Raw genomic sequence first — 11,019 nt, forward strand, 5'->3', positions numbered from 1 at the left:
GACGGAACGGGTAAACCCTTCCGACCCCGTGTGGCGGCCCGACCCCGGCCCGTTACCGTCTCGGAGCCCGCTGTCAGTCCCCGAACGCGAGTTCGATGCGCTCGAGGTCCGAGTCCCGGATGCGGTCCGGGTTCGCGCGGAGGGCCGCGAGCGGCGCGAAGTGCGCCTCGCCGGCGTCGAACTCGGTGGTGAGGTCGCCGGCGACGCGCGAGCGCTCGACGGCGTACGTCAACAGGTACAGCGCGACGTCCGGGAGTTCCGCGTGCAACACGGTGAGAAACCGGAGGTCGCCGGGGTCGGCCGTCAGGCCCGTCTCCTCCTCGAGTTCGCGGACCGCAGCCCGCCTCGGCCCCTCGTCGGGACGCGCGTGGCCGCCGGGGAGGCTCAGCAGGCCCTCGTGCTGCGGAATCGGCTCGTCGAGGACGAGCACGCGCTCGTCGTCGTGGACGACGAGGTGGACGCCCGGCACCGGGTTCCGCGAGAAGAACACCTCGCAGTCGCCACACCACGGGAGCTCGCGGTCCTCGTAGGCCCTGGCGTCGAGTTCGGCGCCGCACCGGTGACAGTACTCCGGCACGACGGCGACGGAGTCGATCTCGTAGTCGAATTCGACCATGCGTGACAGTACCGAACACCTTCCGGTAAATTTTGCTACGTCACGAAAGATAGTCAGAGACGGCCGCTACCGCGGGATTCGAGGTTCCCGCGCGTCGGGACGAAGCCGAACCCGTTTAGTCGCGTGCGCCGAACGCTCCGGCATGGTCGAGGACGTGACGGTGGCGGCCGCCGCCGCCGTGCTGGTCACCGCGAGCTTCCCCTGCTACCTCTACGGCGCGTGGATCGTCGTCGACGCCGAGACGGTGACGTGGGCCACCCTCAGGCACCACCTCGCGTACATCTTCGCCGGACTGGCGATGACGACGGTGCCCGTCGCCGGCTGGATGCTCCCGCGCCTGCTCGACCAGCTCAGCGGCTTCGCCGCGATGCACGCGTTCTTCGGCGTGCAGGCCTACGCGTTCCTGGCGTTCGCGCTCACCGGCATCGTCCCCATCCTGCGCGCGAAACGCGAGTACAACCTCTACCACGACCCCGACCAGGACGTCGACCTCGACGACATCCACGAGAACATGGGCGCGTGGCGGCTCCGCCTGCGCGCCGGCGTCGTCGGCTACACCGTCTGCTGGCTCGTCGCGTGGGTGCTCGGCGTCATCCGCTTCTACCTCCGCTACCACAGCCAGTTCTGACGGCTGCGGACCGCCGCTACCGGCGCCGGTACCAGACGAACCCGAGCACGAGCGCGAACGCGAGGAGGCCGCCGAGGAAGAACAGCAGCCCAGGCGGCAGCCCCTGCGCCCCGTCGGCCGCCGCCTGGGCGGTGTCGGCGGCGAGCTCCGTCTGCGCGGGCGTCTCCTCGGCGGCGTCGTTCATGATGCCGACGTCGGCCGCCTCGGTGGTCGCTGGAGCGCCACCCCCGTCGCCGTCGGTACGCACCTCGTACGGCGTCGCGTCGCCGCGGCCGCCGAACAGCCGCTGGACGAGCAGGCTCGCGACGCCCAGGATTCCGAGCGCCCCGAGCGCGTTCAGCAGTCGGTCCTTCAGCGACGGCGTCGACGCCTCGTCGGACGCGAACACGACCAGCGACTCCGAGGCCGGCGCGTACACCTTCATCTCGCGGCCCTGCTCGGAGTACCACGTGTCCGCGACCTCGACGAGGTCCGCGTCGACGAGCTTCTCCAGGTGGTAGGTGGCGTTCTGGAGCGACGTCCCGACCTCGTCGGCGACGCTGGAGGCCGTGTCGGGCTCCTGGTAGAGCGCGGCGAGGATCTCGCGGGCGGTCCGCGAGGACAGCGCCTCGAACACCTCGTCGGCCGCGTCCTCGCGGATGCCGACGACGCGCGACCCGTCCCCCCGCTCGACGGTCGAGCGCGACGGCAGCAGTCGGTTTCCGGGCATCTACCGCGGTCTACACCACCCACCCTCAAAGCCTCTCTCAAAACTAAAGCCGGGATTTGACCCCGCTGTCCCGGGACCGAAGCCGCGACTTACCCCGTGACTGCGGCGGCCCGCAGCGGCGGCCGGGCGGTCACCACTCGCTGCCGTCCGCGAGGTCGACGTCGTGGTCGAGCTTCGAGGACGGACAGACGTCCTCGAGCACGCAGTCAGCGCAGTCGGGGTTTCGCGCCGTGCACGTGTCCCGGCCGTGACTGATGAGCCAGTGCGTGAAGTTCTGCCAGTGCTCGCGGGCCACGACCGGCATCAGGTCCGCCTCGATGGCCTCGGGTCGCTGTTCGTCCGTGAGGCCGAGGCGCCGCGACAGCCGCTGGACGTGCGTGTCGACGACGATGCCCTCGGTGACGTCGTGGCCGTGCTGGAGGACGACGTTCGCCGTCTTCCGGCCGACCCCGGGGAGGTCCGTGAGTTCGGCCATCGTGTCCGGCACCTCGCCGCCGTGCTCCGCGACGATTTTCCGGCAGGCGTTCTTCAGGTAGCCGGCCTTGCTGTTGTAGTACGTGATGGAGTTCAGGTCCTCGGCGAGGTCGTCCTGGTCGGCGTTCGCGTAGTCCTCCGGAGACTGGTACTTCTCGAAGAGGTGTTCGGTCTCCTGGTTCACGCGCTCGTCCGTGCACTGCGCGGACAGGATCACGGCGACCAGCAGTTCGAGCCGATTCGAGAAGTGCAGGGAGATCTCCGGGTCGGGGTACTCGTCGCGCAGGCGGTCGACGACCTCCTCGACCTGTCGTTCTCGCGGCTCCAGCGGCGTGCCCATACTCGGGGCTGGGTCTTCGCGCCCTTCGCTGTAACGGAACCGGCCGAGGCGTCGCACGCCGAGGGTTCAAGTGTGGAGCCGCGACCACCCCGCCCTGTGACGTGACAGCAGCGGCAGGGCGTATGCGGGAGTGCGGCACGCCGCCCTGCCGGACGTGAATCCGGTGGTCGACCGAACCGCCGACCGGTTCGGACGGTCTGCCCGAGCGTGCCGCCTGCCAGCCCGACGCTGTCCCACGTGCGTACCCGAACGCCGCTACCCGGCGGCTTCCGGGACGTTTATGCGCGCGACAGACCCCCATCGGGGTATGAGAGCGACGGCGAGAGCCCACCCGATCCAGGGGCTCGTGAAGTACCACGGGATGCGCGACGAGGAGCTGCGACTCCCGTACCACGACTCCATCAGCGTCTGCACCGCGCCGAGCAACACCACGACGACCGTCGAGTTCCAGGCCGACCGCGAGGAGGACGCGTACGTCGTCGACGGCGAGCGACTCGAGGGCCGCGGCGCCGACCGGGTCCGGACGGTCGTCGACGAGGTCCGCGACCGCGCGGGCCTCGACGACCGCGTGCGGGTCGAGAGCGAGAACAACTTCCCGTCGAACATCGGCCTCGGGTCGTCCTCGTCGGGGTTCGCCGCGCTCGCACTGGCCGCCACGGAGGCCGCCGGCCTCGAGTACACGCTCCCCGAGGTGTCGACCATCGCGCGCCGCGGGTCGTCGTCGGCCGCGCGCGCCGTCACGGGCGGGTTCTCGGACCTGCACGCGGGCCTGAACGACGAGGACTGTCGGAGCGAGCGCCTCGACGTCCCCGAGTCGTTCGCGGCGGACGTCCGCGTCGTCGTCGCGAAGGTCCCCGCGTACAAGGAGACCGAGCACGCGCACGCGGAGGCCGCGGACAGCCACATGTTCGAGGCGCGGCTCGCGCACGTCCACGACCAGCTCGCGGAGGTCCGGGACGCGCTCCGCGAGGGGGACTTCGACCGCGTCTTCGAGACGGCCGAACACGACTCGCTGTCGCTGGCGGCGACGACGATGACCGGCCCGGCCGGGTGGGTGTACTGGAAACCGGACACCATCGAGGTGTTCGACGCCGTCCGGGAGCTCCGCAGCGACGAGGACGTCCCCGTCTACTTCTCGACGGACACGGGCGCGACCGTGTACGTGAACACGCGCGCGGCGTACGCCGACGAGGTCGAGGCGCGGATCGGCGACTGTGGCGTCGAGACGGACGTCTGGCGGGTCGGCGGGCCGGCCCAGGTGCTCGACGACGACGCCGCGCTGTTCTGACGACACCAGGAGACCGAACGACGACGCGCTGTTCTGAGGGCGGCTCCGCGGTCGTTCCGGGGCATGCTCGGTGGTTCGACCGGGTACCGTTTTGGGGCTGACGGCCGTAAGTCCGGGTATGCGCGTCGTCGTGCTCGGCGGAGGCTACGCGGGCGTGGTGTTGACCGACCGACTCGAGGACCGCCTGCCGGCGGACGTCGACCTCGTGGTCGTCGACGAGAACGGCCGGCACCTCGTCCAGCACGAGCTCCACCGCGCGATCCGCCGGCCGGGGTTCGCGGACGACATCGAGGTGCCGCTGTCCGAAATCTTCGACCGGGCGCGCGTGGAGGTGGCGACCGTCGACGCGGTCGACCGCGACAGCCGCCGCGTCGAGTTCGCGGACGGGTCGGGACTGGACTACGACGCGGCGGCGGTCTGCCTGGGCGCGGAGACGGCGTTCTACGGGCTGCCGGGCGTCGAGGAGCGCGCGGTCCCGCTGAAGCGCCTCGCGGACGCCGCGCGCGTCCGCAGCGACTTCGAGGACGTGCTCGCGGCGGGCGGCGGCACCGCGGTGGTCGGCGGCGCCGGGCTGTCCGGCGTCCAGACCGCGGGCGAGCTCGCGGCGTTCGCGCGCGAGGAGGGCGCCGCCGGGGACGTCGACGTGGTGTTGCTGGAGGCGCTCGACGACGTGGCGCCGTCGTTCCCGCCGGCGTTCCAGGACGCGGTGCGCGAGGAGCTCGACCGCGAGGGCGTGGACGTCAGGACGGGCGTCACCGTGGAGCGAGCGACCGACGACGCCGTGGAGACCGACGCCGGCGACGTCGAGTACGACGTGTTCGTGTGGACGGGCGGCATCCGGGGGCCCGACGCGCTCGGCGGCGAGCGTGTGGCCGTCCGCGCGGACCTGACCGTCGACGACCGGACCGTCGTCGTCGGGGACGCCGCGAAGGTCGTGGACGCGGAGGGCGCGAGCGTGCCGGCGAGCGCGCAGGCTGCGGTCCGCGAGGCGAAGGTCGCCGCGCGGAACGTCGAGGCCATCGTCGCGGACGTCCGCGAGCCCGCGGACGGCTTCCGCCCGAGGCTGGAGCGGTACACGTTCGACTCGCCGGGCTGGCTGGTGAGCGTCGGCGACGGCGCGGTCGCGCAGGTGGGCCCGACGGTGTTCCGGGGCGCCGCGGCGAACGCGGTGAAGTCCGGCGTCGGCGCGAGCTACCTGGCGTCGGCGGGCGGCGTCCGACGGGCGGTCGGACTGCTCCGCGAGGAGTTCGAGGTCGCGTCCGGCGAGTGAGGGCCACCGAGCCACTCGCCGGCAGGCCCGGACCGAGATACTCGGCCGCCGGACCGCCTACTCGTCGGCGGGGCCGAGGTACCCCCACGCGTGCAGGCGGTCGCCGTCGCCGTCCACCCAGCGGTCGCCGATGTCGTCGCGGTAGTAGAGGTTCGGGATGAGGACGTCGTCGACGCGCTCGTAGGCCTGTCGCTGCGCCTCGCCCATTGTGTCGCCCTTGCCGGTGACGACCAGCGGCATGCCGCTGTCGCCGGCGACCCGCCACTGGCCGTCGACGCGCTTGGCGTCCTCGATGTGGACGCCGGGCGGCGGCGTCGTGGCGCCGTCGTCGTCGTCGGACGCGAAGACGATGGCGGCGTTCCGCGAGTTCTCGTCGTAGGTCTTCTCGTCGTCGAACGGGAACGGCGGCAGCACGACGCGGATGCCGACCTGGTAGCCGTCGTGGACGTCGACGTCAGGGTCGCGGCCGAACGCGAGCTCGCGGAAGAACTCGCCCGTCGAGGACTCGATGGACTCCTCCTGGAGCGTGATGGTGGGGTAGCCGAACCGCGGCGTGAACTCCAGGGGGTAGACGCCGGTCTCGTTGACGATGCAGTTGAGGTCGATGCTGCCGACGTAGCCCTCGTCGGCGAGCCAGCCCTCGAGTCGGCCGAGCGTCCGCTCGAAGAGGTCGTTGCGCCGCGACCAGAACATCGACGTCCCCATCTCGCCCGTCGAGGGACCGATGTTCCCGGGGAACAACCGCTTGTGCTCGAAGTTGAAGTTCGCGGGTTCGACGAACCGCTCGCCGTTGAAGAACCCGCAGACGGCGACCTCGACGCCCTCGACCTTGCGCTGGAGCTGGAACCCCTTCATGCGGTGGCCCCAGGCCTTCTCGTACGCGCGGAGGACGTCGACGACGTCGCTGCCGTCGTCGTCGTCGCCGACGTAGAGGAGGCGCTTGACGTTCTGGACTTCGCCGAGGGGTTTGACGACGTAGGGCCCGGGGTTCTCGCGGACGTGCTGGATGCCGGCGTCGAAGTCCGTGAACTCCTCGTGGTCGATGGTGTTGACGCCGTTGGCCTCGAGGACCTCCATGGCGTACCCGCGGTCCTCCTCGAGGCGGTCGGTGTTCGGCGTGCCGCCGACGACCGCGTGGCCGTCGGCGCGCAGCTCGGCGGCAAGTTCGCCCGTGCCGACGTCGCTGCCGACCCAGACGTCGTCGAAGACGACGACGTCGGCCCAGTCGACGTTCGCGCGCCAGTCGTCGGTCTTCGGCACGAAGCCGTCCGCGATCTCCCTGTCGCTTTCGGCCTCGATGTAGTACTTGACGTCGTGGCCCTCCTCGTGGACCTTCCAGGCGACGTCGCCGATGAGCGCGGCGTCCGCGGAGACGAACAGGAACTTCGTGGGCTGCATAGCGAGAGGTCGACGGGAACGACGAAAAGGTTGGCGACCGGACCAGTCTCGGGGGCTCGAGACGCGCCAGGGTACTGGCAGCGCGGAGACATCTCAGCTCCGGACTCCGTCCCTCGAGGCCCGAATCGGCGTGTCGAGTCCGCGAGAAAGGTGTCGTAGCCGGAATTCATTTATACTAATTGAGTGTTAATGCGGGATATGCCACCACGTATCAATCGGCGCGACGTGATCAGGGGAGTCGGGGCAGCAGGCATCGCGGGACTCGCCGGGTGTACCGGCGGCGGTGGCGACGGGGGGGACGACACGACCACCGCACCCGACACCACGGCCGCGAACGGAGACGGCACGACGGCCGCCGAGACGACTACCGGCGGCGGAGGCGGCGGCGCGGCCGACCGCACTCTCAAGCAGGGCGTGCTCCTGCCGACGACGGGCGGCCTCGCGGACCTCGGCGGCCCCATCCGGGACGCCGCGGTGCTCCCGCAGGTCGTCCTCGAGGGCGAGACCGACTTCACGCTGGACTTCGACGTCCAGGACACCCAGACCGACGCGAACGCAGCGCAGTCCGCCGCGCAGTCGCTGCGCAACGGCGGCTACCCGGCGGTGACGGGCGCGGCGTCCTCGGAGGTGTCCATCGCCGTCTACGAGAACGTGTTCATCCCGGCCGGCATCACCGCGTGCTCGCCGGCGAGCACGTCCCCGGACATCACCGGCCTGAACGACAACGACCTCATCTACCGCACCGCGCCGACCGACGCCCTCCAGGGGCAGGTACTCGCAGACATCGCGGTGAACGAACTCGACGCGTCGACGGCGGCGACGATGTACGTCAACAACTCCTACGGCCAGCTGCTCTCCGAGAGCTTCGTGTCCGCGTTCGAGGACGGCGGCGGCCAGGTGAACCAGCAGGTGTCCTTCCAGAAGGGCGCGTCGTCGTACACGTCCCGGCTCTCGCAGGCGCTGAACGACGACCCGGACGTCGTCGTCGTCATCGGCTACCCGGAGAGCGGCGTCCAGCTGTTCAGCGACTTCTACTCGGAGTTCGACACGGACGTCCCCATCCTGGTGACCGACGGCCTGCGGTCGTCGAGCCTGCCGGCCGACGTCGGCCAGTCGATGGACAACGTCACCGGCACCGCGCCGCTGGCGGCCGGGCCGGGCCGGGAGTACTTCGACGAGCAGTTCCAGAACGAGTACGGCTCGGAGCCGGGCGTGTTCACCGCGCAGGCGTTCGACGCCACCGCGGTCTGCCTGCTCGCGAACGCGCGCGCAGGCGAGAACTCCGGGAGCGCCATCGCCGCCGAGATGCGCGCGGTCGCGAACCCCGAGGGCGAGGAGGTGACGCCGAGCACCCTCGCCGACGGCCTCGCGATGGCGGCCGAGGGCACGGAGATCAACTACAACGGCGCGTCCAGCGCGGTCGCGTTCGACGACAACGGCGACCTCCGCGCCGCGACCTACGAGTACTTCGGCTTCGAGGAGGGCGGCGGCATCGAGACCATCGACCAGATCGAGTTCTCGGCCTGACGCCCGCGACCACCCGCGTTCTTTCGACGCCGCGTCCGCAGCGACGGAGTCGTACGGAACCGCGCAGCCGGGACTGAGCCGCGCTCGCGACCGGAGTGGATTCTCGGGCCGTGCGAACGCGGCCGCCGAGTTTAGTCGGGGGACGCAGAAGCGTGAGGCGGACACGCATGCACACGAAGCGAACGCGAGTGGCGGTCGCCGCCGCCCTCGCCGTGACCCTCCTCACGAGCGGCTGCATCGGCGGGCTGTCCTCGGACGGCTCCCTGGACGCGGCCGCCGTCGGAGACTACGTCGAACAGCGACACGCCGCCCTCGACGGCTACTCCGCCGACGTCACGCGGACCGTCGCAGTCGGCGACGAGACGAGCACCGTATCGGCGACCGTCGACGTCGAGCGCGGCGAGCGACAGCGAGTGACGTACACGGACGGCCCGCGCGCCGGCGAGACGGTCGCGCGGTCGACCGACGCAGGGCCGGTGTTCGACGCCGCGCTCGGAGCGGACGGACCGGCGACGCCAGCGCGGTTCGGCGACCTCGCCGAGGAACTCGTCCGCGCGAACAACGTCACGCTCGAGCGCGTGACGGTCGTCGACGCGCGGCGCACCGCCGTCCTGGAGCTGACGCCGCGGTCGAACGCGTCGGCGGCGGACCTCACGCGGACGGTCTGGGTCGACCTCGAGCGGAACGTCCCGACGCGCGTCGAGACGTCGTGGACGACCGCGGACGGGCGGTCGGCGACGGTCACCGTCGCGTACGACGACGTGACCCTGGTCGAGAACGAGTCCGCCAGCGCGGAGGTACCGGCGTGACGGCCGACCGTGCACGCGGCGCGGTCCGCGCGACGACGCTCGCGTTCGTCGTCGTCGGGATCGTCGTCGGCGCGGCGGCCGCGCCGTACGCGTGGAGCTACGCTGACCAGCCCGACGGCACCGTCGCCGTCGTCGAACTCCACGGCACCATCACGGGCGAGACGGCGACCGGCGTCGTCGACAACCTCCGCGAGGCGCGCCAGAACGACTCCGTCGAGGCCGTCGTCCTGGACGTCGACAGCCCGGGCGGCACGGCGTCCGCCAGCGAACAGCTCTACCTCGCGGTGAAGCGCACGGCCGCCGAGATGCCGGTGGTGACCAGCGTCACGGGCACCGCGGCGTCGGGGTCGTACTACGCCGCGGTTCCCAGCGACGACATCTACGTCACGCCGGCGTCCGTCGTCGGGAGCGTGGGCGTCCGGGCGACGCTGCCCGACGCGAGCGTCCCGGAGGGACAGGTCGTCACCGGCCCGGACAAGAACGCCGGCGCGACCCACGACGAGGTCCGCCAGCGCGTCGAGACGCTCCGCCGGGCGTTCGTGGGGTCGGTGTTCGCCGAGCGCGGCGACCGCATCGACCTGACCCGCGAGGAGGTCTCCCACGCGAAGGTGTACGCCGGCGCGACCGGCGTGCAGAACGGGCTCGCCGACGACGTCGGCGGCGTCGACGCGGCCGTCGCGGCGGCCGCCGCGGACGCCGGCCTCGGCGACTACGACGTCGCGCGGATGGACGCGCCCCAGCCGTCCGTCCTCTCCCAGCTCGGGCTGTCCGCCGAGGACGCGCCCGAGGTCCCCTCCACCGAACAGGTATTCGAGTACCGCGGCGTGGACACCGTCCAGTACCTGATGCTGCACGGGACCATCCGGACGACGACGGGGGTGAGCGCGAATGCGAGCGCGTGACGTCGCGCGAGCGGTCGGCGTGGTCGCGGTGGTCGCGGCGGTCGTCGTCGCGGCGGCGTACGCCGGCGGTGCGGTGCTGTCGGCGCCGTCCGGCGTCGGCGACGCGCCGGACGCACCGGCCTACGACACCGGAGCGCTGGCGACCGGTCCCGTCGAGGACGACGGCGAGGTGACCGCGCCGAGCGGCGGCGAGTCCAAGACCGTCGTCTTCGACGTGAGCCACGGCAACGACGTCAGCGAGAACGACGTCCAGCCCGTGGTGGACGCGCTCGTCGCGGCCGGCCACGAGGTCAGGTTCTACGCGGGCAGCGAGTCGAGCTTCGGCGCGTCCCAGGGCGCGTCCCCGTTCAACGAGACGCTGCGCGGCGCCGACGCGCTCGTCGTGGTGAGCCCGTCGACGGCGTACACGGACGCCGAGAGCGACGGCGTCGAGGCGTTCGCGGACGCGGGCGGCCGCGTGCTGCTCGCGGCGAACCCGCCGGCGACGGCGGCGACCGAGACGACCGTCTCGCTGCCCGGCCTGAGTACCGAGTCTGCGGCGTCGGCGGCCGGCCAGCCCGCGAACCTGGCCGCGCGGTTCGACGTGACGTTCGGCGCCGGCTACCTCTACGACATGGGGGAGAACGGGAACAACTTCCAGCGCGTGTACGCCGGCGGCGACGGCGGCGGCGTCGCCGAGGGCGTCGAGCGGGCGGTCCTGCTGGACGCGACGCCGCTCCGCACTGGGCCCGACGCGTCGGCGGTGCTGTCCGCCGAGGCCGCCAGCTCGGAGACCCGCGAGGACGGCACGTACGCGGTCGCCGCGCGGAACGGGAACGTGCTCGCCGTCGGCGACGCCGACGTGCTGACCGCGGGCGTGGCGACGGACGGCGACAACGACGCGTTCGTCAGCAACGTCGCTGCCTTCCTCGTCTCCGGCGACAAGGAGGCGGGCGCGCCGTCGGGCGGCCAGGGCGGCGGCCAGCCGGGCGGACAGCCCGGCGGCGGCGCGGGCAACTCGACCCAGCCGACCCCGACTGCGCGGCTGGCGCCCGGGCTGGCGTAACGGCGTCGGGTCC

General features: G+C 71.8%; 11 protein-coding genes. 7 read left to right on the top strand and 4 right to left on the bottom strand.

Annotated features, from left to right (window positions below):
• Positions 1-73: 73 nt before the first annotated feature.
• On the bottom strand, positions 74-616 hold the full coding sequence (locus U5911_RS00095; protein WP_336034238.1) for an NUDIX hydrolase: 543 nt from the start codon (positions 614-616) through the stop codon (positions 74-76).
• A gap of 142 nt (positions 617-758) precedes the next feature.
• Here U5911_RS00095 and U5911_RS00100 point away from each other — a divergent pair, with 142 nt between their 5' ends.
• Entirely contained in the window at positions 759-1,244 is a 486-nt protein-coding gene (locus U5911_RS00100; protein ID WP_336034240.1) for a DUF7321 family protein, read from the top strand.
• A gap of 16 nt (positions 1,245-1,260) precedes the next feature.
• Here the strand turns inward: U5911_RS00100 and U5911_RS00105 are convergent, their stop codons facing one another.
• Both U5911_RS00105 and nth read right to left on the bottom strand, forming a co-directional pair.
• A complete protein-coding gene (locus tag U5911_RS00105) occupies positions 1,261-1,953 on the bottom strand; it encodes an ArsR/SmtB family transcription factor (protein ID WP_336034242.1) in 693 nt (230 codons plus the stop codon).
• Between the two features lie 130 nt (positions 1,954-2,083).
• The gene (gene nth / locus U5911_RS00110; RefSeq protein ID WP_336034244.1) at positions 2,084-2,767 is read right to left on the bottom strand and encodes an endonuclease III; all 684 of its coding nucleotides are present in this window, start codon (positions 2,765-2,767) and stop codon (positions 2,084-2,086) included.
• 307 nt (positions 2,768-3,074) lie between these two features.
• Between nth and mvaD the strand changes: the two genes are divergently transcribed.
• Both mvaD and U5911_RS00120 read left to right on the top strand, forming a co-directional pair.
• Positions 3,075-4,055 carry a phosphomevalonate decarboxylase MvaD gene (gene mvaD / locus U5911_RS00115; RefSeq protein ID WP_336034246.1) on the top strand — a complete coding sequence of 327 codons (981 nt, stop codon included), beginning with the start codon at positions 3,075-3,077 and terminating at the stop codon, positions 4,053-4,055.
• Between the two features lie 118 nt (positions 4,056-4,173).
• Entirely contained in the window at positions 4,174-5,325 is a 1,152-nt protein-coding gene (locus U5911_RS00120) for an NAD(P)/FAD-dependent oxidoreductase (RefSeq protein ID WP_336034248.1), read from the top strand.
• 57 nt (positions 5,326-5,382) lie between these two features.
• On the opposite strand, the gene U5911_RS00125 is transcribed toward U5911_RS00120, so the two are convergent.
• Positions 5,383-6,723 carry a phosphoribosylamine--glycine ligase gene (locus U5911_RS00125; protein ID WP_336034250.1) on the bottom strand — a complete coding sequence of 447 codons (1,341 nt, stop codon included), beginning with the start codon at positions 6,721-6,723 and terminating at the stop codon, positions 5,383-5,385.
• Positions 6,724-6,948: 225 nt separating this feature from the next.
• Here U5911_RS00125 and U5911_RS00130 point away from each other — a divergent pair, with 225 nt between their 5' ends.
• The 4 genes from U5911_RS00130 to U5911_RS00145 all read left to right on the top strand — a co-directional run bounded on the left by U5911_RS00130 (position 6,949) and on the right by U5911_RS00145 (position 11,006).
• The gene (locus tag U5911_RS00130; RefSeq protein ID WP_336034252.1) at positions 6,949-8,250 is read left to right on the top strand and encodes an ABC transporter substrate-binding protein; all 1,302 of its coding nucleotides are present in this window, start codon (positions 6,949-6,951) and stop codon (positions 8,248-8,250) included.
• A 167-nt stretch (positions 8,251-8,417) separates the two neighbouring features.
• The gene (locus U5911_RS00135) at positions 8,418-9,059 is read left to right on the top strand and encodes a LolA family protein (RefSeq protein ID WP_336034254.1); all 642 of its coding nucleotides are present in this window, start codon (positions 8,418-8,420) and stop codon (positions 9,057-9,059) included.
• Complete coding sequence (locus tag U5911_RS00140; protein ID WP_336034255.1) at positions 9,056-9,961, top strand: S49 family peptidase; 906 nt, start codon at positions 9,056-9,058, stop codon at positions 9,959-9,961. Before U5911_RS00135 ends, U5911_RS00140 begins: the two co-directional genes overlap by 4 nt.
• Entirely contained in the window at positions 9,948-11,006 is a 1,059-nt protein-coding gene (locus tag U5911_RS00145; RefSeq protein WP_336034257.1) for a DUF4350 domain-containing protein, read from the top strand. Before U5911_RS00140 ends, U5911_RS00145 begins: the two co-directional genes overlap by 14 nt.
• Positions 11,007-11,019: the final 13 nt, after the last annotated feature.

It is taken from the genome of Halobacterium yunchengense (genome assembly GCF_037031165.1).
Lineage (GTDB): Archaea > Halobacteriota > Halobacteria > Halobacteriales > Halobacteriaceae > Halobacterium > Halobacterium yunchengense.

What these genes read in the sequence shown, in the direction of transcription:
- U5911_RS00095 (WP_336034238.1), bottom strand. Translation starts at nt 616, where the DNA reads ATGGTCGAATTCGACTACGAGATCGACTCCGTCGCCGTCGTGCCGGAG.
- U5911_RS00105 (WP_336034242.1), bottom strand. Translation starts at nt 1,953, where the DNA reads ATGCCCGGAAACCGACTGCTGCCGTCGCGCTCGACCGTCGAGCGGGGG.
- U5911_RS00145 (WP_336034257.1), top strand. Translation starts at nt 9,948, where the DNA reads ATGCGAGCGCGTGACGTCGCGCGAGCGGTCGGCGTGGTCGCGGTGGTC.
- nth (WP_336034244.1), bottom strand. Translation starts at nt 2,767, where the DNA reads ATGGGCACGCCGCTGGAGCCGCGAGAACGACAGGTCGAGGAGGTCGTC.
- U5911_RS00125 (WP_336034250.1), bottom strand. Translation starts at nt 6,723, where the DNA reads ATGCAGCCCACGAAGTTCCTGTTCGTCTCCGCGGACGCCGCGCTCATC.
- U5911_RS00120 (WP_336034248.1), top strand. Translation starts at nt 4,174, where the DNA reads ATGCGCGTCGTCGTGCTCGGCGGAGGCTACGCGGGCGTGGTGTTGACC.
- U5911_RS00100 (WP_336034240.1), top strand. Translation starts at nt 759, where the DNA reads ATGGTCGAGGACGTGACGGTGGCGGCCGCCGCCGCCGTGCTGGTCACC.
- U5911_RS00135 (WP_336034254.1), top strand. Translation starts at nt 8,418, where the DNA reads ATGCACACGAAGCGAACGCGAGTGGCGGTCGCCGCCGCCCTCGCCGTG.
- mvaD (WP_336034246.1), top strand. Translation starts at nt 3,075, where the DNA reads ATGAGAGCGACGGCGAGAGCCCACCCGATCCAGGGGCTCGTGAAGTAC.